Genomic DNA, 24,284 nt, shown 5'->3' on the forward strand with positions numbered 1-24,284 from the left:
CGCGCGTCTCTCGGATGCCAAACATTTCTGGACCCGCGACCAGGGCAATCTGCCAGACCTCGAAACGCTTCAAGCCTCCGCCGCGAAATTCGACCTCGACCTGAAAAAGCCGCTCGACCAGCGCATGGCCAAGCTGGATGCGTTGAACGTGACGTTCCACGCCAAGCTGGGCACGCAGGGTGATCGCGTTGCGCGCATTCGAGCATTGGCTGCCGAATTGGCCAAGGCAACCGGAGCCGACCCGGTCCTTGTCGATCGCGCCGTGGTGCTGGCGAAGGCGGACCTACGGACCGAAGCTGTCGGGGAGTTCCCTGAACTGCAGGGCCTCATGGGCCGCAAGTATGCGACTCTGCAGGGCGAGGACGCATCCGTCGCAGCCGCGATCGAGGATCACTGGAAACCCAACGGCCCCTCCGACCGCCTCCCAGGCGACGCCGTCGGCCTGACGGTGGCGCTGGCCGACAAGCTGGATACGCTAGTCGGTTTCTGGGCGATCGACGAAAAGCCGACGGGTTCGAAGGACCCGTATGCGCTGCGGCGTGCGGCTTTAGGCGTGATCCGGATGATGCTGGAGCGAAAGGTTCGGTTGGATCTTGCAAAAGTATTTTTCTCCCATTTTGATTTGGTGGTGTTTTTAGGCGGTGCATTTTCAATCTTTAAAGAAGAAAAGCAGATGGGCGGCGGTTTCTCTGGAAGCTCCATCTCCACACTTGGAATGGCGAGATCAATCGCAAAAAACCTTCCTCAAAATGTAGCAGTCAAGCAAATTTGGGAAGAGTATCAAAGAGCAATGGATCGAACCAGCAAGTTAGAGAGCTACTTGCGGGAAGGTTATCAGTTGCAAATAATTAATTCGAAGGCTGACATTAGGCCGGACGTAGTCATATCTGACCTCCTCTCCTTCTTCCACGACCGCCTCAAGGTCTATCTGCGTGACCTCGGCGCCCGCCATGATCTGATCGATGCTGTGCTGACGCCGGAGGCTGACGACCTCCTGATGGTCGCCCGCCGCGTCGAGGCGCTCACCGCCTTCATCACCTCGGAAGAGGGCCTGAACCTGCTCGCCGGCACCAAGCGTGCGACGCAACTGCTCGCCGCCGAGGAAAAGAAGGGCACGCAGGTCGCCGCAACCGTCGATGCGGCGCTCTTGAAGCTCGATGCCGAAAAGGCGCTTTACGCTGCGGTGACACAGGCTTCGTCAGACGCCAGCAAGGCCATTGCCAGCGAGGACTTCCGGTCAGCGATGGAAGCGCTCTCGACCCTGCGCGGCCCGGTGGACCAGTTCTTTGCCGATGTGCTCGTCAACGACGAGGACCCGGCCATCCGCGCCAATCGTCTTGCGCTGCTCGGCCAGATCCGCGCGGCAACGGGAACGGTGGCGGATTTCTCGAAGATCGCGGGATAGGATCACTCCGGGCGAGCTTGCCAAAAGTTCCATATAGGTTACCATGTAATGCCGGAACTGAAAGAATATCTGAATGTCGATGGTACCAGTCCCTTTGCAGATTGGTTCAATGACCTCGATGCTCAGGCTGCCGCGCGTATCGTTGTCTCATTGAACCGCCTGCAGCGTGGCAATATTTCCAAGGTCAAAGGAATTGGCGGCGGACTGCAGGAATTGAAGATCGACTATGGTCCCGGTTACCGGGTCTATTTCGGAATCATGGGCAATGTGTTGATACTCTTGCTGGGTGGCGGCACGAAGAAGCGCCAGCAGCGCGACATAGACGACGCCCATGCGCGATGGCTGATCTACAAACGTCGGAAAACGGAGACGTGAACATGACGCTGACACGGGATTTTCGCGAAACGATCAAGGCGCGCGCCGATCGCGATGAAGCTTTCCGCTCCGCCTTGCTCTCCGAAGCGCTCGATCTGCTCCTGTCCGGCAATCTGGATGACGGCAAGGCCGTGCTGCGTGATTACATCAATGCGACCATCGGTTTCGAGACACTGGCCGAAAGCGTCGGCATCCCGTCCAAAAGCCTGATGCGCATGTTCAGTGCCAAGGGCAATCCTCGTGCCGACAATCTGTTTAACGTGATCATGCATTTGCAACATGCGGCGGGCATTCGCGTTTCCGTGGAAGTGACCGAAGAGGCGGCATGACCGGCAAGCCAAGCCGCTTGTGCATATTTAAAGTGCTAAAGCGACCTTTGCGCGTCATATTTGACGCGCGGCGCTTTAACGGGATCGCGGTCTTTTCCGACAGGCAGATCAAGGATCTGGCAGCGCGTCTTGAAATACAGGGTTGATGGGCCGCCGCGTTTTCGACATTCGCCGTCATGGAAAATGGCAAAAAAATTGCGCCCCCGCTTCTCTCAGGGACGCAATTTCTCGCCTGGAGGCGAATGCCCGATTCAGCCGCAAAGCACGACTGGCTAGGGCAGGGACTGTTGAGGTCGAATTATTTTAACCGAAGTTCGAACTTTTCGAGATCAACTTCTTGTGAATGGCTGTCTTGCGGCGTGAGCGACGCCATGCTGGCCATGGACGCGGTCTCGAGCGAGCCTGTTTTCGCTGCCGTATCGATGACCGGTGTTGTCGTTGCCGCGGCTTCGGATTGCACCGGCTTTTCGGCTGTTATGGCGGTCTGCAGCGGTTGTTTCAAAGGCGCGGTCTTCGCTTCCGCAGCCTTGATATCATCGTCCGAAGCCTTGCTGATGAAGACCACGGGGGAGCCGCCGAGCCAGGCTTCGGTGCGCACCACCTTCATCTCGCCGTTGATGTTCTTCAGTTCCGTCCGCTCCGAGCCATGGGCGATTTCCGGAACGACATAGAGGTTCTTCCTGGCCACGACCGGTGCAGTGCAATCGGGACAGGAAAAATGTGCGACGCTGCGGTCATCGGTCGGACCGGTTGCGAGGTTTTCAATGGAAGACGCGCTGGCGACGCCGGCGCAGGCCAGGCTGGCGAGAGTGAACAACAGGGCGCGCATAGGCAGTCTCCTCTGAAATCTTCAGACGAAAATATCCGTTCTCCGTTACGTTCCCGTCAGGAGAATTGGTAAAGATTGAATGAGTTTCTTGTTTTCAGGCCGTCTTCTCGCGGGCGACAGCCTGCCAGCCGATATCCCGGCGACAGAAGCCGTTGTCCCAAACCACCTGGTCGAGCGTCGTATAGGCCATGTCCTTGGCGGCACTGACGCTTCCGCCCACGGCTGTGACATTCAGCACGCGGCCCCCGGTCGCCACCAACTGCCCGTCTTTCACCGCCGTGCCAGCATGGAACACCTTCGTGGTGTCGCCCGCCGACGGCAGGCTGGCGATCGGCGTGTTTTTCTCATAGGCGGCGGGATAACCCTTCGACGCCATGACAACCGTCAGGGCGACATCGTCACGCCATTCGGCGCTGACGGAAGCAAGCGTGCCTGTCGCGGCCGCGTGGAGCAGCGGCAGCAGATCGCTCTTCAGCCGCATCATCAGCACCTGGCATTCCGGATCGCCGAAACGGACATTGTATTCGATCAGTTCCGGTCCCTTGGCGGTGATCATCAGTCCGGCGAACAGCACGCCGGTGAAGGGGTGGCCGCTGTCGGCCATGCCAGATATCGTCGGTTCGATGATCTCGCGCATGGTGCGCTCGACCATGTCTGATGTCATCACCGGGGCGGGTGAATAGGCGCCCATGCCGCCGGTGTTCGGGCCGGTATCGCCATCGCCGACGCGCTTGTGATCCTGCGCCGACGCCAGTGCCAGCGCGGTCTTGCCGTCGCACAGGCAGAAAAAGCTTGCTTCCTCGCCGTCGAGATAGGCCTCGACCACGACCTCGGCGCCGGCCGCACCGAACGCGCCGGAAAAGCAGCTGTCGACGGCATCCAGCGCCTCGTCAAGCGTCATCGCGACCGTCACGCCCTTGCCGGCGGCCAGACCATCCGCCTTGATGACGATCGGCGCGCCCTGTGCGCGGATATAGTTTTTTGCCGGCTCGGCGGCGGTAAAGCGCTGATAGGCACCAGTCGGGATGTTGTACTTGGCGCAGATATCCTTGGTAAAGCCCTTGGAGCCTTCAAGCTGGGCTGCAGCTGCTGATGGTCCGAAGACGGCGATGCCGCCGGCGCGCAGCGTGTCGGCAAGGCCGGCCACCAGCGGCGCTTCCGGACCAACGACGACAAAATCGATCGCTTCAGTCTTGCAGAAGGAAAGAACCGCGTCGTTGTCCTCGGTCTCGAGGTCGACGATCGTTGCCTCCTCGGCAATGCCGGGATTACCGGGAGCAGCATAAAGTGCTGACAGAAGAGGCGACTGGGCCAGCTTCCATGCCAAGGCATGTTCACGTCCGCCCGACCCGATCAAAAGAACTCTCATCGCCTGCTCCCGCGCCTTACGTGTTGAAAAGGCGGTTAAGGCGAGGGGGGCGCAAGGTCAAGGAGAAATCCGGGCTATACCAGCATTCCCGGCGTTCAGAGCGGATCGGAGGTCCCGGCGCGGCGCCTGCGATCACCGGCCAGAATGCGGTCGCCGTCACGGCCGCTGATTTCGGCCGTTCGTTTCAGTGCCCAGATCGCCAGATCCGACAGTGTTTGCGGCTTGCTGATGAGATAGCCCTGAAAATGATCGCAACCGGCCGCCGTCAGCATGGCCAGCTTCTCGTTGCTATCCACGCCTTCGCCGACAACCGCCATGTCCTGGGCGTGGCAAAGGGCGATCATGGCTTTCAGGGCCGGCAGCGATTCCTCGTTGGCGAGATTGTCCACCAGCGCCCGGTCGAGCTTGATCGTGTCGGCGGTATATTCGATGATCTGCTGGACGGAGGTATAGCCCGCGCCAAAGTCGTCGATCGAAATACGGAAACCGCGCTCGCGCAGGCTCTCGATATTGCGATGCAACTGGTCGCCAAGCTTGACCGCGTAGGTTTCCGTCAGCTCGATCTCGATCGTCCGTGGATCGAGCCCGTGTTCCTCCAGGCAATTGACGAAATAATCGCTGATCGACTTGGAGTGCAGTTCGGCCGAGGAAATATTGATGGCCAGCACGGTCTCCGGCCCGAACAGCGCCTTCAGGCTGTTGTGTTCGGACATGGCGCGGTTGATCACCCACCAGTCGATCTTGGTGAACAGGCCATTGCTCTCGGCGATCGGCACGAATTCGTCCGGCGTCACATTGCCGAGCACCGGGGAAACCCAGCGCAGCAGGGCCTCGCAACCCGTCACCTTGCCGCCGGCATCGACGATGGGCATGTAGACGAGGTGGAATTGTTCGTCGGGATCGACCAGCCGCAGCTCTTCCTGGATATGGCGAACCCGGTCGCGCTTGTCCTGCAGCGCCCGGGAGAAGCGCGAGGAACGGTTCTTGCCATTGGTCTTCGCCTGATACATCGCCGCATCCGCGTTCGAGACCAATTCGGCGAGATTGGTCGCATCCGTCGGACAGATGGCGACGCCGATGCTGGCCGTGACGGGATAATGCTTGCCGCGGACTTCAAAGCCGTTCGAGAAAAGATCAAGGATCGCGTTGCATGTTTCCCGGACCGTTCCGTCATGCGGTGTCGATTGCAAGAGAATGGCGAATTCGTCACCGGAAAGCCGCGCAATGACCATGGGAGCCAAGGCGCGGCGAATGACGATCGAACCGACAGAAACTTCAATCCGCGCCGCCAGCATTTTCAGGAGTTCGTCGCCGACCTCGTGGCCGTACTTGTCGTTGACGAACTTGAAATTGTCGATGTCGATGAAGAGCAGGCTGCAATGCCGGCCTTCGGTTATCACGTCATGGACGATATCGGCGGCAAGTGTGTTGAAGTGGCCGCGATTGCTGATGCCTGTCAGCGTGTCGGTCCAGGATGCATGCTGCACCAGCTTCAGAGCGCGCTGTGACTGGTCGTGCAATTGCTTGATATTGCCTGTTAAACGGCCGATTTCACCGGCAGCGCCGGTTTCCCTGATGCCTTCGTTCGTGCCGTTCATGACGGCCGTCACCTGCAGGTCGAGCGCCGAGATCGGATTGGTGATGAAACGCCGGATCAGCCCGATCATCAGCCCGACGGAGACGAGGCTCATGACCAGCGCGCCAAAACCGAGCAGCAGCTTCAGTTGGTCCATATTGCCGGACTGGCGATTTTCAGGCGCCGACAGTGTCGCAAACACCGATGGCGCAAGACGGACGGAAGCGGAAAGATCCTCGCGGGCAACCAGCAGCGGTGCGGTGTCAAATTCGATCCCGGCTCCATATTCGGCCTCCAGCGTCTTCTGCATATCGAGAAACTGGGTGGGTTCGATCGCGACCTGCACCAGCAGTGCGCTTGCCTTGGCACTCGGCAACGGCCGGCTGAAAGTGGCGGGGTCGATGAATTCGGAATAGACGATCAGTTGTCGCGTCTGCTCGGCGTGAAGGAATGTCCAGTCCCTGAGCTGGCTGCCGCCCGTCAGCCGGCGCGCCAGTGAAAACTGCGCCTCGCCGATCTCGGCGAAGGGATCTTCGCTGTTTTCGAAATAGTAACCGGTCGACATGTCTGGATTGAGGATGGCGAAGGAGACGAATTTCTTCGGATCGTCGGACAGCGAGCCGATGCTCTGCTGCAGCCGCAGGCTCAGCGCATTGTTGCGATAGGCCTCATCGGTCTCGGACACGAACAGGCGCACCGCGTTGCCCTCGAGGATCGAATAGAGAAAGCTGCGACTCTGGGCGACTTCGCTGCGGAAGATGGCGGCCATGTGATCGAGTTGCTGCGACAGGCGTGCCCGTTCGAGCGCCAGCACGAAATGCCCCTGCGCGATATAGACCGACACGGCGGCAAGCAGGTAGCCTGCCAGTACGACCGGAAAGATCAGGAAAAAAGCGCGTTTGCCAAGCGTCACTGGAAGTTTGCCATCGAGCTGATGATGCGCCGGCGGGTCTGGATCGACTGGACGGAAAGCTCCTTCTGGTACTGGCTCCTGGCAAGAATGTCGGCCGGCGTATAGATTTCCGGATTGTCGCGCATCTCGGCCGGAATGAGTTTCAACGCCGCTTCGCTGGCGGTCGGCATGGTCAGGCTTTCGGCATTGGCGGCAGCGCTTTCGGCCGAGCCGATATAATCGAGCAGTTGCAGGGCAAGCGCTTTGCGCGGCGAGGCCGACGTCACCGCCATGCAGTCGAGCCAGGACAGCGTACCTTCCTTCGGCACGGCATAGCGCCAGACGCCGGGCGTGCCGGCTTTCTCGTTCAGCACATGCTGGTCGCCGCTATAGGCGAGCGCCATGTAGATGCTCTTGCCGTAGCCGGGGTTCTGGATCGAGGTGATCACGTAATCGTAGGTCAGCACGAACGGTGCCTGCTTCTTCATCACTTCGAAAGCGGCCTTCAGCGTCTCGTTATCATTGGCGTTGATCGACTTGCCGAGCAGGACGAGGGGCGCAATGAAGGCCTCGTTGTGATCGTCGTACATGGCGATGTGCTTTTTCAGCGCCGGTGCCGGCGCCATCAGGTCGCTCCAGGAGGTCGGTGTGGTCTTCACCATGTCGGACCGGTAGACGATGCCCATCGTGCCCCAGAGATAGGGCATGGCATAGCCGGCGCATCGCGCATTCCAGTCAGGCTTGTAGTCCTTCAGCGACGCGACATTCCTGTCCGATAGCGGCTCCAGAACACCCCGTTTGCCGAACAGCTCGGCGCCGTTCTCGCCGACCACGGCCAAATCGATGTTACTGTTCGGATCCGACAGCACCGCGTCGCGCGCATCGCCGCTGTCGTAATAAATCTGATTGACGGTAACGCCGGTCTTTTCCGTCCAGCGATCAAGGATGTTCTGGTCGATATAGGATTCCCATATCAGCAGATTGAGCGTTTCGGCATGTCCCGGCGATGCTGCAAACGAAGCGCCCAGAGCGGCGGAAACGGCAAGGAATGCTATGCGCATGAAGATCACCCCGATAGTCCCAGGTGAACCTTAGCGCGCAATGCTTGATGAATACTTACAAGGGGATGCACTTATTCAGCTTTGCCGAATGAGCGACAATATTGATTATCTAAAGTTGTATTTTTAGCGGATTCCCTTTTTGAAATATTTTGTTGCGATGGCGACCTCAGCGCATTTCGTGCATGGGGCGCCGGCAATAAGTCTACGCGTCAGAGATCGAAACGTGACGGTTTCGGGCTGCGAGACAAGCCTTCGAATTTATATGTCGGCGCCACTGTGAAGCGGCGCCGTTGTGAAAAGGTCATAGGGGAGTGTAAGGACGATATGAATATTCTCAACTCACCAACGTCAGGCTCTGTCTTTGGCAGATCAGACGTCAAAGCTCTTCCCTCGCCCAAATAGTGCTTACAGTGGACGCTCGAAAGCAAAAAAATATTCGTGCCCCACATTTTCGCGGGGGCGCCTGTATGAAAGACCGCTTAAGACGAACGGTGCCATGGCTTCAACGTAAAATTTGATCGGCCATCCCCAACCCGAATTACGAAATCTCACTCGATCCTTTGAAATAAGCGCGTCAAATATGATCGTCGAGCCCGGCTTGTGGCAAATTTCCTTGAGGTTGTTGAGATATGTTGTTTTTTCATCGGGATGGACATGGATCGCGACATGAGTCGAATACAGCACATCGCATTGAGCGGCGATCACTTTATCTAACGTGGATTTAATTGAACCTATTGTAGGACGCTTTTCTTCAAGTAAATCCGCGCCGATTAACTCTCTGCCGTATGAGATAAAATCCTCAGTCACATCCAATCCAAAAAAACATCCTTTTGGCTGTCGTTTGAGGAAGTGAGCACCAATTCTAAGGCTTCCGCAGCCGTAGTCGCAAACGGTTGCAGTCTCGGAAATCCGATGAAATTCCAACAGTTCGTTGACGATGGGTTTGCCTGCCTCCCACCAGTCGCTGTCCACCTGCAGTCGTGGGCCGAGTGTGGGATGCGGCCGGCCCTTGCTTATGCCGGCGGCCGTCTTCCGCGCGGAGAAAAGAGAATATTCGCCACCGGGATTCTTCTTCAGCCATTCTGCAAATGCCGCGTCATCGAATTGAGTTTGCTCAGTCATAACAGTCAGACGCCTATTGCTTGTGTGAACGCCGTCGCAGACGCAGCGCGTCGCGCGCTCGGCTGCGAAATCCCAGTTATCACAACACCGGCATTCCGACTGAGTCAATCTGACATCTCCGAGCCCCCCTCAATTCGCGGACCTCGTTGTCGATTGTCTGGAGTTTCCCCTGCCTCGCGTCATGAAGCTCGTCAGGGGAAGCCCCGTTTTCAGATTTACCGATGGCTCGGCAGCTTCGGCAGGAAGACGGTGAGCAAGCCGAGCAGGGGCATGTAGGAGCAGACGGTATAGACGAACTCGATGCCTTCCCGGTCGGCGAAGACGCCGAGGACCGCGGCGCCGATGCCGCCGAAGCCGAAGGCAAAGCCGAAGAACATGCCGGCGATCAGGCCGACGCGGCCGGGCACCAGTTCCTGTGCGAACACCACGATGGCGGAGAAGGCCGAGGAGAAGATGAAACCGATCAGGATGACCAGTGCTGCCGTCCAGAACAGGTTGGCATAGGGCAGCAGCAGTGCAAACGGGATGACGCCAAGGATCGAGAACCATATGACGAAGCGGGCGCCGAAACGGTCACCGATCGGCCCGCCGAAGATCACGCCGGCAGCCGAAGCGCCGAGGAACAGGAAGAGGAGCAACTGTGCGTCCTGAACGCCGAGACCGAACTTATCGATCGTGAAGAAGGTGAAATAGCTGGACAGGCTGGAGAGATAAGCATTCTTCGTCGCCGTCAGGATGACCAGCACGATCAGCGTCCACATGACTTGGCTGCGGGGCAGGGGTAGCGTGCGGCTGACGACCTTGCGACCGGCTGAGCTGCGGCGATGGCGCGTGTACCAGACGCTGACCCAGGACAGGACGACGAAACCGGTCAGCGCGATGATCGAGAACCAGCTGAGGCTGTGCTGGCCTTGCGGGACGACGATGAAGGCGGCGAGCAGCGGCCCGATCGCCGTGCCGGTATTGCCGCCGACCTGGAACAGTGACTGCGCCAGACCATGACGGCCACCGGAGGCAAGCCGGGCGATGCGCGATGCTTCCGGATGGAAGATGGCCGAGCCGATGCCGATCAGGCAGGCGCCGATGACCAGGACATAGAATTCATGGGCATTGGCAAGTGTGATCAGGCCGGCGCAGGTCGACAGCATGGCCGATGGCAGCGAGAACGGCATGGGCCAGCGATCGGTGACGACGCCAACGGCGGGCTGCAGCAGCGATGCGGTAACCTGGAAGGCGAAGGTCAGGAGGCCGATCTGCACGAAGTCGAGCGCGTAATTCGCCTTGAGCAGCGGATAGAGCGAAGTCAGCAGCGATTGCATGATGTCGTTCATCATGTGGCAGAAGCTGACGGCGAGAATGACGGAAACAGCCGTCTTTTCCGCGTTGATCGGAGCGCCCGATGTAATACTGGCCATGGCTGGTGTTCCTTGCCCGTCGTTCACGTATTTTTGGATAAACACCGTCTCTACAATGCTTGAACATGGCCTGCTTTCGTGCTCTGGTCGCATACTTTCGAGAGTGGGCCAAATGCGAACAATCGACCTGACCGGTGCGGCAGTCCAGGACCAACAAGACCATTTCGCCAGCCTGTCCTGGATCGAAACGGCCAATGAGCCGGTCGTGGCGCTTGGGCGTGTCTATCCCGCCGGCTTCCGGGTTCCGGCCCACAGCCACGGCAAGGCGCAGCTCTGGTGCGCGCGCAGCGGTGTCGTGCTGGTCAGCACCACCCGTGGGCGCTGGATGATCCCGCCCGGTCACGCGCTGCTCATTCCCGCCGGCCTCGAGCATTCGACCGAGATGATCAGCGACGTGCGCATGCATTCGATCTATGTCGGCTCGTCCGTCGTCGATGTTCCAGATACGCGCGTGCTGGAAGTGACGACCCTTGCCGCAAGCCTGATCGAGGAACTGGTATTGTCGGATGACAAGCCGATGTCCGAGCGGCGCCAGTTGTTGATCATGGAATTGCTGCTCGACGAGATCGGTCGCCTGCCGGAGCGGCCGCTTGGCCTGCCGTTTCCCGGTAACGAGCGGCTCACCCGCCTGTGCCGGCATTTTCTGAAAGCGCCCGCCGCCAACGCCGGCATCGACGACTGGGCGGGCGCGCTCGGCATGAGCCGTCGTTCCTTCACCCGGTTGTTTCGCGCCGAGACCGGCGTCAGCTTCGTCACCTGGCGACAGCAGGCCTGCCTTTTCGCCTCGCTACCGCGTCTCGCGGCAGGAGAGCCGGTGACCAATGTGGCGCTCGACGCCGGCTATGAAAACATTGCTGCATTCACCACGATGTTCCGCCGCATGCTCGGCAGTTCACCCAGCACCTATCTTAAATCCCGCGCGGCCTGAACGTACCAGAACACGTCGATCGGTCCTAAGCCTATGATGTTGTTGAATATAAGCGGAGCTTCATGGGAAAGAATGGCTAAAGGCATCTGGTTAACGGGATGGTAGGGAGGCAAGGCCTATAACGCCCCGAAACGATCCATGACAGTTTGCCCTTTCGTTGCCGGGACCCCTTGGCATCGGGCGTCCAAGGGCTTGTACCCGGAGTTGCCGCCTTGTTCCGTCCGTCTGCTTTCTTTCTCTCCGTTGGCCTGATTTTCGCCGTTCCGCTGTCTGCCGAAGCGCAGGACGGGCAGCATTTCTGGTCGGGCGACTGGTATTTAAAGGTCGGTGCAACCGGTTTTATCGGGCCGAAATATGATGGCGGCTCGGATCGCCTGTTCCAGGCCGCCCCCCTGATCTCGTTCGGACGCGCCGGCAGCACCGTGCGGTTCTCCTCGCGCAATGACAATCCCGCCTTCGCTTTCGTGGACCAAGGCGCGTTCCGCGCCGGTGTGGCCGGCAAGCTGATCTTCGAGCGCGACGAGGATACGTCCTCCGACCTGAAGGGGCTCGATCCCGTGCGCTTCGGCGGCGAACTCGGCGGTTTCGCCGAAGTCTATCCGACGGACTGGCTGCGCATCCGCGCCGAACTGCGCCAGGGCATCCGCAGCCATCATGGTCTGGTCGCCGACGTGGCGGCCGATGGTTTCGTCGATGTCAGCGACAATGTCCGTCTGTCGGCCGGTCCGCGCCTGTCGGCGGCGACCAGCGATTATTTCGACGCCTATTACGGGGTAAGCTCATCTGAAGCGGCAAAATCCGGCTATTCCAAATATACGCCCTCCGGCGGTATCGGTTCCGTCGGTGCCGGTGCCGCGATCACATGGAAGGCGACCGAAAAGCTCGATACCAGTGCCTTCGTTGAATACAAGCGCCTGATGGGGCCTGCGGCGGATTCGAGCATCGTCAACGAGGGCGGCAGCCGCAACCAGTTGCTCTTTGGCCTTGCGGCGACCTATCGCTTCGATTTCTCGCTGGATTGAGATATTGCCGCAGGCGCGCGGCACCTGATCGCTTGACCGCGCGGGCCCGCCGCTGCAAACAGGCGGCATGAGCACCAGTCCTGCCGATTCCCGTCCAGCAGATTCCGAGCGCGTTTTCGATGCGCCGTCCAACAATTGGGTCTACCGCGTCCTGCCAAGGCTGCTCTGGCCCTATGCGCAGCTCGCCCGCTGGGACAGGCCGATCGGCTGGCAATTGCTGATGTGGCCCTGCTTCTGGTCGGCGGGGCTCGCAGCCAATGCGGCGGCATCGCTCGGCACGTTCTCGGCGGGCCGGTTCGTCCTGCACCTCACCCTGTTCTTCATCGGCGCGGTCGCCATGCGCGGTGCGGGCTGCACCTATAATGACATCATAGACCACGATATCGACATGGAAGTGGCGCGCACCCGGTCGCGACCGCTGCCCTCCGGCCGCGTGACGCGGTTTCAGGCCAAGGTCTTCATGGTGCTGCAGGCGCTGGCCGGACTGCTCGTGCTGTTGCAGTTCAACGGCTTTTCCATTTTCCTCGGCGTGTTTTCGCTGGTGTTCATCGCGGTCTATCCATTTGCCAAGCGCTTTACCGACTGGCCGCAATTCTTCCTCGGGCTGGCCTTTTCCTGGGGCGCGCTGATGGGATGGTCTGCCGAGTTCGGCAGCATCGGTATCGTGGCGGTCGTGCTTTATCTGGCGGCGATCGCCTGGACGGTCGGTTACGACACCATCTATGCCTATCAGGACAAGGAGGACGACGAATTGATCGGTGTCCGTTCGACGGCCCGGCGCTTCGGGGATCGTCCGCGTCCGTGGTTGTTCGGTCTCTACGGGCTGACGGTTTTCCTGCTGTTCGTCGCCTTTGCCTTCGCCGGCGCCGGCTTTCTTGCCTATGTCGGCCTTCTGGTCGCGGCCGTACTGCTGTTCTACCAGATCCTGGTGCTCGACATCCACGACGCCACGCAGTGCCTCGCGCTGTTCAAGTTCAACGGCATTGTCGGCCTGATCGTCTTCATCGGGCTTTGCGCGGCCCTTGTTGTCCGGCTGATATAAAAAACCCTCCGGCCGGGCCGGAGGGCAAGGGTCCACCGCAGCAAACCATCATATTCAAGCCCAGCTCAAGTCCGTGTCGCGGCTCTTCTTCATCCGAGTGAAGCGGGCGGAAATCGCGGCAATCGCCGCGTGGATGAATGTGCGCATGGCTGTCTCCTTCTCGTTGCTGCACTGTGCTGGCCGCATATGGCATCAAGAAGGCTTTGCCGGTGTTTCCGGAAGATCATCCGTAACCGGCTGAAAATACAAAAACAAAAAACCGGCCGCAGGGGACGGCCGGTCTTTTGCACTGGAGGAGCTGTCGAGGATTGTGTCGAAAATCAGTTGCGGGCGATGATTTCCCGGCCGTCGATTTTCATGGTCACGCCGAGGCTGCCGGTGGAGCGGCGCATCAGGAAACGCGGGCGGCGATCGTTAAAAAGCGAATGGCGGCGACGTGGCTTGATTTCGCGGGTGCGGACCTCGCCGAGATGATCTTCCAGCGGCCGGGCAACGCCGTCGGCTTCGACCATCAGCATCGGGATGCGGTAGGCTTCCGACCAGCTGCGCCAATCGGCGGCGATGTCGGCGAGATCGTGGGCGACCAGCAGCGGAATGCACAGGTCCGGATCGTCATGGTGAAGTTCGAGCGTCACGGTCACATCTCCATCTCCGTGGTCGATGGCACGGGCCGCAACACCCTTGAAGGCGCGGGCGGGCAGGGCGATCGACAGGGGCAATCCGCTGGACGGCAGAACCTTGCGCATGACAGCGCCGCGCTCGTCAAGACTGATGGTGACATTGCTCGACTGTCCGCGCAAGCTGTAGCTTGCCTGCTGGGGAAAGCGTTTCGGATCCAGTCGCAGCGTGGTTTCGACCCAAGCCGGTTGAGAAAGTGTCTTCAGCATTTCAATCGCCCTTGTTTTCCTTGAGAGCCGGTTCCCGGTCTTCTCTTCGGGACTTTTCGTCCTCTGTGACCTCAAGATAGGCGGCTCCCGTTTGAGACGACTTAAAAATCGCAGTTAAAAAACTTTGCATTTCCTGATGGTTAGCAAAGACCAACGCGGCACGGTTTCTCAAATGTGAAAAAAATCTGCGGCATTTCGCATAGGCCGGCACGCCTTTGGGAAAGCCACGCGCAAGGCAAACCGTCCATCCTGCCGGCGGTTATGACCGCAGGGTGCGGGATTGCGTCCGTTCGGATGGCGTTCCGTCAACAGTTTCAGGCGATCGGCAGAGCGGCAATGGTTTCCACTTATATCGACTATAATCTCATTACCCGCGATATGAAGACGAGCCTGCAGCGCACCTCCGAACAGGTGCTGGTTGCCCGCGAAAGCCAGTATTACAAGGAGAATATCGGCAAGGTCACGTCGATCGACGACTTCCTCGGCGACTACCGGCTCTACTCCTACGCCATGAAAGCGCATGGCCTGGAAGACATGACCTATGCCACGGCTTTCATGCGCAAGGTGCTGGAAAGCGACCTCAGCGACGATAGCAGCTACGCCAACATGCTGACGGACGAACGTTATCGCAATTTCGCGATGGCCTTCAGTTTCTCGCAATCGACGGAAGTGGTCCAAAGCGACGCACAGGAAGACGCGCTGATCGGTCTCTACAACCAGACCATCGCCAACCAGGATGATGCAGTCAAATCGGACTCGGTCTATTTTAACGCAGTGATGGACACCGTCACCAATGTCGACCAGCTCTGGCAGAACGAGAAGCTTAAGAATTACGTCCTCACCGCCTTCGGCTACGATCCGAAATATATGGACTATGCCCATTTCAAGGGCGTGGTCACCAGCGATGTCAGCGATTCCAGCAGCTATGTGAACGTCAAGGCGGCGGCCTACATCCAGGGCCTGCAGGACAAGATCACCGCCGTCCAGAACGGCGCCACGCCGGCGGATCTCGCCAACAGCAGCAGCGCCGCCAGCAAGCTGATCGCGCAGTATCAGGCTCAGATCAACAACGCACCGGACTACAGGCCGCTCGCCGCCGCCTTCAATTTCCAGGATGACGGGACGCTCGCCAGCGGCGACAAGGCGATGTCGGATGCGCAGAAGGCATCGACCAACGAGGCCTATGTCTTCCAGCAGCCGCGCCTGTCCTCTTCGGCCGCGCAGTTGAACAAGCTCTATTACGATTCGACCATCTCGACGGTGGACAATGTCAGCGACATCATCGGCAACAGCCGGATGTTCGCCTATCTGCGCATCGCCTATGCCCTGCCGTCGGGTTTCCTGACATCGACATTCGAAAACATCGTCACCAGCGATCTGAGCGACCCCACCAGCTACGCCAATACGCAGGGCGGCGAATACAACGTCATCTACAAGGAACTGGCGGCGGCCTTCAACTTCCAGGCGGATGGAACTGTGACTGCCGGTAATGCCCAGACGGCAGCCCAGACGGCGAAAACCGATGCCCTATGGACAGCCCGATATGACGATGCCGACGAGGCGGCCGACGAGGCGCTGATCACGTCCTACAAGACGCTGATCAGCCTCGTTTCCGATGTCGATGGTCTCCTGGCCGATGCCAAGATCATGAAGCTGGTGCTGACAGCCGTCGGACTGGAGGATGAAGGCGATTCCGCGCGCAAGCTGAGGAAGGTGCTGACCAGCGATCTCACCGATCCCAGGAGCTATGTCTATACGCTCAAGGACGACCGATACGTCGAGCTCGCCAAGGCCTTCAACTTCAAGGCCGACGGAACATTGGGCACGCCGATGCTGGCTCAGTCGGAATCGGAAATCCTCAACACCGCCAAGTCCTATGTCATCGAGAAAAGTCGGTTCGGCACGGAAGACGACAAGACCAAGGCGACGGAGGAGTCGAAATATTACAGTGCCGAGGTCGAGAAGGTCAAAACGCTCGGCGACCTCCTGTCCAATCGACGCCTGGTCGATTTCATCGTCGTCGCCGCGGGTCTCGACCCGGAAGAGGTGACGACGGACTATCTGCGCCAGATGTTCGAATCCGATTTCGACGATCCCGGCAGCTTCATCAACACCGAGCCGGACACCGAAATCTACAAGCAGATCGTTTCGTCCTACAATTTCGACAGCGAAGGCAATCTCGCCAGGCCGGGGCAGGGCATCCAGACGCGGCGCGGCCTGTTGGAGACAGAAAACCTCTATCTCAACCAGACGCTGGAAGAGGAAAAGGGCGAGGACAATGCCGGCGTGCGCCTGGCGCTTTATTTCCGCCGCATGGCAGAGGGCGTCAATACCGCCTACGATCTTCTCGCAGACAGCGCGCTGCTGCAGGTCATCCAGACGACCTTCAGCATCCCCGAGGAAATGTCGAGCGCTGATGTCGACGTCCAGTACGCCTATATCAACAGGGTACTCGAGATCGAGGACCTGCACGATCCGGAAAAACTGGGAAAGCTGCTGCAGCGGTTCACCGCGCTCTATGACATCGAAAACAATGTCGATGTTTCCGGCGCGGAACTGATCCTGTCGAGCCGCGGGGGCGGCGGGATCAGCGCCGATACGCTGATGAGCCTGTCCCAGCTCCGCCTCGGCGGCTAATTGTTTATCACCCTTGAGCCTTCAGGACCTTGTCGGGATTCATGATCCCGGCAGGGTCGAAGGCGTGCTTGATCCGCTGCATCAGGTCGATCTCGATCGGCGCGCGCACCTCGGCCAGTTCGTCGCGCTTCAGCTGGCCGATGCCGTGCTCGGCCGAGATCGAACCGTTGTAGCGCAGCACGATGCCGTGAACGATCGTATTCATCTCGCGCCAGCGGGCGATGAAGGCGTCCTTGTCGGCGCCGATGGGTTGCGAGATATTGTAGTGAATATTGCCGTCGCCTATATGGCCGAAGGAGCAGATGCGGGCGCCGGGAATGGCTGCCATCACCGCCGCGTCAGCCTCCGCCATAAAGGCGGGAATGCTGGACACCGGCACCGAGACATCATGCTTGATCGATCCGCCTTCCGGCTTCTGCGCCGGTGACATGCTTTCGCGCATGTGCCAGAGACTCCTGCGCTGGGTTTCGTTGGTCGCGATCACCGCGTTTTCGACCAGCCCGCTGGCGATTTCCGCCTCCAGCAGCGCCTGCATCATCCGCTCGGCGCTCTCGGCCGAATCGGAGGTGGAAATGTCGATCAGCGCGTACCAGGCATGCGTCGTCTCCATCGGATCGCGGACGCCGGGAATGTGCTTTGCCGTGAACTCGACGCCAAGGCGCGGCATCAGCTCGAAGCCGGTCAACGCCGGGCCGCAGAGGCTTGAGGCGCTGTCGAACAAAGCGAGCGCGTCGGCAACGCTCTTCAGGCCGGCAAAGGCGACCTGATGGCCGAGCGGCTGCGGAAACAGTTTCAACACGGCCCCGGTGATGACCCCGAGCGTGCCCTCGGCGCCGATGAACAGGTCGCGCAGGTCGTAACCCGTATTGTCCTTCTTCAGTCGCCGCAACCCGTCCCAGACCTCGCCGGTCGGCAGCACGACTTCGAGACCGAGGCACAGTTGCCGCATATTGCCATAGGCAAGCACGGCCGTGCCACCGGCATTGGTGGAGAGATTGCCGCCGATCCGGCAGGATCCTTCCGAACCGAGCGAGAGCGGAAACAGCCGGTTATGCGCCTCGGCCGCCGTCTGGATATCGGCGAGGATACAGCCGGCATCGGCGACGATGACATTGCCGACCGGATCGATGTCGCGGATACGGTTCAGCCGTTCCAGCGACAGCACCACGTCGTTTTCGCCCGTACGGGGGATTCCGCCGGCCACATGCCCGGTATTGCCGCCCTGCGGCACGATCGGCGTGCCCGTCGCGGTCGCAAGTTTCATAATGGCGGAGACATCCTCGACGCTGCCGGGCCTCAGCACGAGCGGGCTGGTTCCCTTGTAGAGCCCGCGCGTTTCCACGAGATAGGGTGCGACGTCGCCCGGACTTGTCAGGGCATCGGCCGGGCCGACGATTGCCGCGAAACGGGCGATGAGTTCGGGAGAGAGAGCAGTGGTGGTCATCGGCTATTCCCTTGGCGCGGCGGCGCGTTCAAGCCGGTCGAGAATGGCTTCGCCCAGTCCTTCGTGCGGGATCGATCCGAAGGCGATGGTCGAGGCCTTCGAGGCATCGGCCTGCTTCATATAGGCAAAGAGATTGGCGGCGGCTTCGCGCAGGTCGCCTGATAGGCTGAGATCGAGCACCAGCGCGGCCTTGTCCTCGCCCGGCAGCGGCTTGCCGCCGAACCGGATCAGCGCCTCGCCGGCCCGGACATCGGTGGCATCGAGCCGTACGGCCGCTCCTGGCGCATAATGCGACGCCAGCATACCCGGCGCCTCGATCGCGGCCCCAGCGGTTTCAGCGCGCAGCACGGTCCTGCCGGTCAGTTTCTCGATATCGGCGACATCGAGGCCTCCCGGCCGCAGCAAGCGGATATTGTCGCCCTCCACCTTCACAATGGTGGATTCCAGCCCGATATCGGCCGGGCCGGCATCGAGGATCAGGGCGAGTCTGTCGCCGAGGTCTGCTTCGACATGGGTGGCGCTGGTCGGGCTGATCTTGCCGGACGTATTGGCGCTCGGCGCCGCCAGCGGCCGGCCGAAGCGGGCAATGACCGCGCGCGAAAAGCCGTCGGGCATGCGCACGCCCAGCGTATCCAGCCCGGCGGAGGCGAGCGAATGCACGCTGCTGCCGGATTTCAGCGGCAGAATGAGGGTCAGCGGACCGGGCCAGAAGGCGTCCGCAAGCTGGCGCGATATCGGATCGAAGCTGACATGCTGTTCGGCCATCGCGAAATCGGCGACATGGCAGATCAGCGGATTGAAGCGAGGGCGACCCTTCATTTCATAGATGCGGCCGATGGCATCGGGATTGGTGGCGTCGGCCGCCAGCCCGTAGACCGTTTCCGTGGGTATCGCGACCGGCAGGCCAGCCTCGAGCGTTTCGCAGGCGTGCGCCAGGGCGCGGTCGGGTTCGGTGCGTGTATCGATGATCAGGGTCATGCGCTTTCCAAGGGGCGGCGCGGACCTGCAGTCTCGTCGGCCCGGCGCTCTGCCGTCTCCTTTACAGGTCTTGGCGCGGCCTTGCCAAGGGCATTTGCGGCTTCGCCCGCCAAAGGACGGCCATTGCCTAAAATCCGAGGGTTCCGGTTAGAACAACGGAAAGTGGCCCGTGTTAACCCATGTAAATCCCGCGTGAACCCGGAGCGAGAATGGCCCAGAAGAAATCCATGCCGAGCGATCTCGCGCTGCGTATCGCAACGGCCATGCACCAGATGGGCATAGACGCGGTCCCCCGGAATTACGAGCTTGTCTACGAAGCCTATGCCGGCGCCAATCCGGAGCTGGTGCGGGACTTCATCGCACTCGGAAAATACAAGTCGCAGGCTGCGCTGGACGAACTCGGCCGCAAATATCTGCCGCATCATCACGAAGCCAGCGTGCTTGCCCGATCGACCACGATGGTGCGGGACGAGATGAGCAACTTCATGACCCTGCTGACGCGGGAAAAGACGTCGCTCACCGATTACGGCCGCATCATTGGCGAGGCTTCGAAGGCTCTTGGTGACACGGACGAGAATGGCCAGTCGATCCTCAAGAGTTCCATCCGCGCCCTGCAGCAGGCGACCGAACGCCAGGTATCGCAGAATGCGGAACTGGAGCAGAGCGTGACGGCGCAATCGACGGTCATTACCGGAATCCAGAAGGAGCTTGCGGATTTCGAGGCGACAAAATTCACCGATGCGGCAACGGGTCTTGGCAATCGCCGCTCGTTCAACAAGGCGCTGGCGCGCGTCTATAGCGATGCTGAGCGGCCGCAGGCCTGTGGCATCGCCATTGCCGAACTCGATCCCGGCCCGCGCCTGTCCGGCCAGCAGATCGCGGCGCTGCCCGATCACCTGGCCCGCCATATCGGCGGCGTGATCCAGCAGGCATTTCCGTCCAGCGGACTGGCCGTGCGCCTCGACGGCGTCCGTTTCGGCTTCCTGCTCAACAGCGGCGACCAGGGCGAGATCGTGCGGCTGATTTCGCTGTTGCGCGCCAGCCTTCGCGGTACGGAATTCAAACATCCGAAAACCGGCCGAAGTCTTGGAAACGGCACGCTCTCCGTCGGCATCTGCACGGCCGATGGCGCCGGCAACGCGTTCGCCCTCGTCAATCTCGCCGAAAAGGCGATGGCCCGGGCGCAGGCCAAGGGTGGCGACCAGACGTCGGTTCACGGTGTCGAGGACGAGGCGCCGGTCGGCAGGGACTGGCTGATCTACAAGAAATAGGCGCGGCTAGAGGGTGTTGATGATGCGCCGCAATTGTTCGTTGCGTGCGCCGAGCATCAAGACGTTCTTCAGCGCTTCCTTCGGATCGCGGGTGCGGAACAAGAGGCCGTTCTCGTGGATGGCCCGGTTGATGCTGAGTTTGCCGGCCTCGGCGTCCATCTCGGTCGCCACGGCGAAATACATGCGCGAATAGCCCATCTTGATCTTGTCGAAGAAGCGCTCGTCATCGCCGATGTCGGAAAAGAAGTTGGCGATATAGAAGGACCAGCGCACATCGTCGAACTTGGCGAATTTCGTGCGTGCCGCCGTAACATGGCAATAGCCGAGATGCGGGCTTCCCGCCAGCGTGCGGTGAAACAGCATCTTCGGGAACTGGATCGACTGGTGAAAGTTGTTGATCCGCTCGTGCGTCACGGTTCCTGCGGCTTTGAGCTTCTTGCCGGTGCGGGCGGCAACCTCGTCATGGGTCAGGTACCGCCTTTGGGTCGCGTCCCAATTCTCCTTGTGCCGGTTGATGCGTCCTGTGCGCAGGAACTCGGTATAGATCGCGGCTTTCGGCGATTGAACCGGTTTCTTGACGGCGGCAGCGTCGAAATATTTCAGGTTTGACATGGGCCAGCACCAGAATCACAGCGGCTTGCAGAGCAGGCCGGGGCGGAAACTCTCTGTCAGGAAATTACCGCGTCGAGGTTAACGTAATCTTTTCGGACGTTAACGGCCCATCATGGTGCGGCGCTTGCGTTGCGTCGGGATATCGCACGTCGTCAAATGTCGTAAAAAGACGATCGCTCCGCGACTGGTTCGGGCAGCTGGCTGAAAACGCGACTTCTGCTGCAATTTCAGATAATCTCTTTGTTTTTGCTTATAAAATACACAGTTATGCACATTTTTAAGGCAGCGTGAACAGTGTCGTCATTCTGGAAATCGATGTCGCTAATCGACGCCTGTCCGACTTCGACATAGGGCTAGATAAAGACACTCAAGGTGTCGCCTCAATGGGGAAGGCGGAGAATTGGGAAGCCGGTCAAAATCCGGCGCTGCCCCCGCAACGGTGGTGGAGCGAAACCTCGGCAAAAGGCCACTGGAGAAATCCGGGAAGGCGTCGGGATAGTCCGCAAGGGACAGCTCCAGAGCCCGGAAACCAGCCTTGTGAAGAAATTGATGTTTTGGTTGCGGCGGGCAGCCGGAAGATGAACCACGAAACACGCGCTTTCCCGGCGCGGGTGGTTCCTTCCTGTGCGCCGCAACTCGTGAAACGTGGTGAGCACAAGGAACAGACCATGGATCTCCGCAGCGAAGTTCTCCGCAAATTGAAGACCCGGCGTGCCGGGCATAGCCTTGAACAGGCTTTCTATACCGATCCCGATCTTTTCAAGCTCGATATGGAAGAGATCTGGTACAAGGACTGGCTGTTCATCGGCCATGATTGCGAAATCCCCAAGGCCGGCAACTATTTTACCGTGCAGGTTGGCGAATATCCGGTCGTCATCGTCCGCGATCGCACCGGTACCGTCCGGGCGCTGCACAATTCCTGCCGCCATCGCGGCTCGCGCGTTTGCGCTGGCGCCAAGGGGTCGTCCGCCAAGCTTGTCTGTCCCTATCACCAGTGGACCTACGAGCTCGACGGCAAGCTGCTCTTTGCCCGCCAGATGGGCGAGGATTTCGACAAGAACCAGCATGGCCTCAAACCCATCCATTGCGAAACCATCGGCGGCTACATCTTCATCTGCCTTGCCGACGAGGCGATGGATTTCCACCCGGTTCGCGACATGGTCTCCTCCTACGTCACGCCGCACAATCTGAAGGACACCAAGGTCGCTTTCGAAAGCACGATCATCGAGAAGGGCAACTGGAAGCTCGTCTGGGAAAACAACCGCGAGTGCTATCATTGCGCCGCCAATCATCCCGAGCTCTGCCGCACCTATCCGGAAGCGCCGACGGCGACCGGTGTGCAGGGCGCCAAGGACGATCCGATAATCGCCGGGCACTGGGCGAAGTGCGAGGCGTCCGGCCTGCCGAGCGAATTCCGCATGGACAGGAGCGGCCAGTTCCGCGTCGCCCGCATGCCGCTGATCCAGGATGCCGAAAGCTACACGATGTCGGGCAAGCCCGCCGTCAAGCGTCAGCTGTCCGACGATGTCAGCCAGAGCCATATCGGCACGCTTCTGCTGTTCCACTATCCCTCGACCTGGAACCATGTGCTGACCGATCACGCCATCACCTTCCGCGTGCTGCCGCTCGGACCTGAACTGACGCAGGTCACCACCAAGTGGCTGGTGCACAAGGAGGCCGTCGAGGGCGTCGATTACAATCTCGAGGAACTGACGCATGTCTGGACCGAGACCAACGATCAGGATCGGCAGATCGTCGAGGAAAACGCTTTCGGCATCCGCTCGCCCGCCTATCAGCCCGGCCCCTATTCGCCGGAACACGAAGGCGGCGTGATGCAGTTCGTCGAATGGTACACCAACTTCATGGCTGACCGCCTGCACGGAGCCTCCACCCCTCTGGTTCGGGTCGCCTGACATGACGATTGTTTCCTCCTTCCGTCACTTCGACGAACTGCAGCCCTTCAACGACCGGCAGCAGCTTCTGGAATGCATCTCCGTCACCCACGAGGCGCCGGATGTGATGACCTTCGGCTTCAAGGCCGACAGGGACAGCTGGTTCCGTTATCTGCCGGGCCAGTTCGTCACGCTCGAGCTGCCGGTGACGCCGGACGAGCCGGTGCATCGCACCTATACGCTGTCCTCGACGCCATCGCGTCCGTTCTCGATTGCCGTCACCGTCAAGGCACAGGCGACGAGCATCGGTACACGCTGGATGTTCGATCATCTGAAGCCGGGTATGAAGCTGAAGGCCTTCGGGCCGCTCGGCGACTTTTCCTTCGTGCGCCATCCGGGTGAAAAATACCTGTTCATCTCGGCCGGCTCTGGTATCACACCGATGATGTCGATGACCCGCTGGATGGCCGATTGCGCGCCGCAGACGGACGTCACCTTCCTGTCCTGCGCCCGCCAACCGGATGATCTCCTGTTTCGCGAGGAACTTGAGAACATCGCCCGCAACATGCCGAAGATGAACCTTGGCTTCATCGTCGAGACCCATGCGCCGCGCCACGGCTGGCACGGCCTGCGCGGCCGGATCGAAACCTCCAAGCTGGCGCTGCTTTCGCCCGATTTCCGCGAGCGCACGGTTTTCTGTTGCGGGCCGGAACCGTTCATGAAGGGCGTCAAGGCGATGCTGGAAAGCGTCGGCTTCGACATGAATCGCTATCACGAGGAAAGCTTCCAGCCGGCGGCTGCACCCGCAGCCGAAGAACTGGCGATCCGCGACGGAGCGGGACAGGACGGCGAAACCGTTGCTACCATCACCTTCACCATGGCCGGCAAGGAAGCCATGTGCCAACCCGGCCAGACCATCCTGCAGACCGCGCGGTCGGCCGGCGTGCGCATCGGTGCTGCCTGCGAAGGCGGCCTCTGCGGCACCTGCCGCGTCATGAAGATCTCCGGTGAGGTCGAGATGAACCACAATGGCGGTATCCTCGACGACGAAATCGATGAAGGCTACATCCTCGCCTGCTGTTCGCGACCGCTCGGCGACGTGCAGATCGAGGCGTGAGCCCATTGCCCGGAGCAAAGCCGCTGCGCCGGGTATGCCGCTCGACGAGAACTTCGACCGGGAAGATCGCTGAGAAGACGG

General features: G+C 60.1%; 20 protein-coding genes and 1 riboswitch. Of the genes, 10 read left to right on the top strand and 10 right to left on the bottom strand.

All coding sequences use genetic code 11. The features are described from left to right. Positions 1-49: 49 nt before the first annotated feature. From VL202_RS17095 to VL202_RS17105, 3 genes are read left to right on the top strand one after another with little or no spacing between them, the layout of a single operon-like run. Complete coding sequence (locus VL202_RS17095) at positions 50-1,405, top strand: glycine--tRNA ligase subunit beta (protein WP_414692886.1); 1,356 nt, start codon at positions 50-52, stop codon at positions 1,403-1,405. Between the two features lie 48 nt (positions 1,406-1,453). After that, complete coding sequence (locus VL202_RS17100) at positions 1,454-1,780, top strand: type II toxin-antitoxin system RelE/ParE family toxin (protein ID WP_325465290.1); 327 nt, start codon at positions 1,454-1,456, stop codon at positions 1,778-1,780. Positions 1,781-1,782: 2 nt separating this feature from the next. Further along, a complete protein-coding gene (locus tag VL202_RS17105; RefSeq protein ID WP_325465291.1) occupies positions 1,783-2,109 on the top strand; it encodes a transcriptional regulator in 327 nt (108 codons plus the stop codon). A gap of 298 nt (positions 2,110-2,407) precedes the next feature. Here the strand turns inward: VL202_RS17105 and VL202_RS17110 are convergent, their stop codons facing one another. The 6 genes from VL202_RS17110 to VL202_RS17135 form a co-directional block, all read right to left on the bottom strand. Next, complete coding sequence (locus VL202_RS17110; protein WP_325465292.1) at positions 2,408-2,938, bottom strand: plant virulence effector HPE1-like domain-containing protein; 531 nt, start codon at positions 2,936-2,938, stop codon at positions 2,408-2,410. Between the two features lie 94 nt (positions 2,939-3,032). Continuing rightward, complete coding sequence (gene purD, locus VL202_RS17115) at positions 3,033-4,307, bottom strand: phosphoribosylamine--glycine ligase (RefSeq protein WP_325465293.1); 1,275 nt, start codon at positions 4,305-4,307, stop codon at positions 3,033-3,035. Between the two features lie 95 nt (positions 4,308-4,402). Next, the gene (locus VL202_RS17120; RefSeq protein ID WP_325465294.1) at positions 4,403-6,796 is read right to left on the bottom strand and encodes a bifunctional diguanylate cyclase/phosphodiesterase; all 2,394 of its coding nucleotides are present in this window, start codon (positions 6,794-6,796) and stop codon (positions 4,403-4,405) included. Next, on the bottom strand, positions 6,793-7,836 hold the full coding sequence (locus VL202_RS17125; RefSeq protein ID WP_325465295.1) for a spermidine/putrescine ABC transporter substrate-binding protein: 1,044 nt from the start codon (positions 7,834-7,836) through the stop codon (positions 6,793-6,795). Before VL202_RS17125 ends, VL202_RS17120 begins: the two co-directional genes overlap by 4 nt. A 405-nt stretch (positions 7,837-8,241) precedes the next feature. After that, positions 8,242-8,958, bottom strand: coding sequence for a class I SAM-dependent methyltransferase (locus VL202_RS17130; protein ID WP_325465296.1), 717 nt, complete (start codon positions 8,956-8,958; stop codon positions 8,242-8,244). Between the two features lie 215 nt (positions 8,959-9,173). After that, on the bottom strand, positions 9,174-10,373 hold the full coding sequence (locus VL202_RS17135; RefSeq protein WP_325465297.1) for an MFS transporter: 1,200 nt from the start codon (positions 10,371-10,373) through the stop codon (positions 9,174-9,176). Between the two features lie 112 nt (positions 10,374-10,485). Here VL202_RS17135 and VL202_RS17140 point away from each other — a divergent pair, with 112 nt between their 5' ends. The 3 genes from VL202_RS17140 to ubiA all read left to right on the top strand — a co-directional run bounded on the left by VL202_RS17140 (position 10,486) and on the right by ubiA (position 13,365). Continuing rightward, positions 10,486-11,301, top strand: coding sequence for a helix-turn-helix transcriptional regulator (locus tag VL202_RS17140; protein WP_325465298.1), 816 nt, complete (start codon positions 10,486-10,488; stop codon positions 11,299-11,301). A 212-nt stretch (positions 11,302-11,513) separates the two neighbouring features. Further along, positions 11,514-12,323: a MipA/OmpV family protein gene (locus tag VL202_RS17145; RefSeq protein ID WP_414692881.1), complete on the top strand. Its 810-nt coding sequence runs from the start codon at positions 11,514-11,516 to the stop codon at positions 12,321-12,323. 67 nt (positions 12,324-12,390) lie between these two features. Further along, positions 12,391-13,365, top strand: coding sequence for a 4-hydroxybenzoate octaprenyltransferase (ubiA, locus tag VL202_RS17150; protein ID WP_325465299.1), 975 nt, complete (start codon positions 12,391-12,393; stop codon positions 13,363-13,365). A 320-nt stretch (positions 13,366-13,685) separates the two neighbouring features. Here ubiA and VL202_RS17155 read toward each other — a convergent pair whose 3' ends face one another. Then, positions 13,686-14,252, bottom strand: a complete 567-nt coding sequence (locus tag VL202_RS17155) for a DUF6101 family protein (RefSeq protein WP_325465300.1) — start codon at positions 14,250-14,252, stop codon at positions 13,686-13,688. 336 nt (positions 14,253-14,588) lie between these two features. Between VL202_RS17155 and VL202_RS17160 the strand changes: the two genes are divergently transcribed. Beyond that, a complete protein-coding gene (locus VL202_RS17160) occupies positions 14,589-16,889 on the top strand; it encodes a DUF1217 domain-containing protein (protein ID WP_325465301.1) in 2,301 nt (766 codons plus the stop codon). Between the two features lie 7 nt (positions 16,890-16,896). Here the strand turns inward: VL202_RS17160 and VL202_RS17165 are convergent, their stop codons facing one another. Continuing rightward, positions 16,897-18,333: an FAD-binding oxidoreductase gene (locus VL202_RS17165; RefSeq protein WP_325465302.1), complete on the bottom strand. Its 1,437-nt coding sequence runs from the start codon at positions 18,331-18,333 to the stop codon at positions 16,897-16,899. A 3-nt stretch (positions 18,334-18,336) separates the two neighbouring features. Next, complete coding sequence (locus VL202_RS17170) at positions 18,337-19,311, bottom strand: L-threonylcarbamoyladenylate synthase (protein WP_325465303.1); 975 nt, start codon at positions 19,309-19,311, stop codon at positions 18,337-18,339. 209 nt (positions 19,312-19,520) lie between these two features. On the opposite strand from VL202_RS17170, the gene VL202_RS17175 reads away from it, so the two are divergent. Then, the gene (locus VL202_RS17175) at positions 19,521-20,582 is read left to right on the top strand and encodes a diguanylate cyclase domain-containing protein (RefSeq protein ID WP_325465304.1); all 1,062 of its coding nucleotides are present in this window, start codon (positions 19,521-19,523) and stop codon (positions 20,580-20,582) included. Between the two features lie 6 nt (positions 20,583-20,588). On the opposite strand, the gene VL202_RS17180 is transcribed toward VL202_RS17175, so the two are convergent. Next, on the bottom strand, positions 20,589-21,194 hold the full coding sequence (locus tag VL202_RS17180; RefSeq protein WP_325465305.1) for a DUF6656 family protein: 606 nt from the start codon (positions 21,192-21,194) through the stop codon (positions 20,589-20,591). Between the two features lie 353 nt (positions 21,195-21,547). Continuing rightward, positions 21,548-21,746, top strand: a riboswitch (cobalamin riboswitch). Between the two features lie 116 nt (positions 21,747-21,862). On the opposite strand from VL202_RS17180, the gene VL202_RS17185 reads away from it, so the two are divergent. Next, complete coding sequence (locus VL202_RS17185) at positions 21,863-23,107, top strand: aromatic ring-hydroxylating dioxygenase subunit alpha (protein ID WP_325465306.1); 1,245 nt, start codon at positions 21,863-21,865, stop codon at positions 23,105-23,107. Between the two features lies 1 nt (position 23,108). Further along, the gene (locus tag VL202_RS17190; RefSeq protein WP_325465307.1) at positions 23,109-24,203 is read left to right on the top strand and encodes a hybrid-cluster NAD(P)-dependent oxidoreductase; all 1,095 of its coding nucleotides are present in this window, start codon (positions 23,109-23,111) and stop codon (positions 24,201-24,203) included. The last annotated feature ends 81 nt before the right edge of the window (positions 24,204-24,284 follow it).

The sequence above is a fragment of the Pararhizobium sp. genome, from assembly GCF_035497515.1.
Taxonomy (GTDB): Bacteria; Pseudomonadota; Alphaproteobacteria; order Rhizobiales; family Rhizobiaceae; genus Pararhizobium.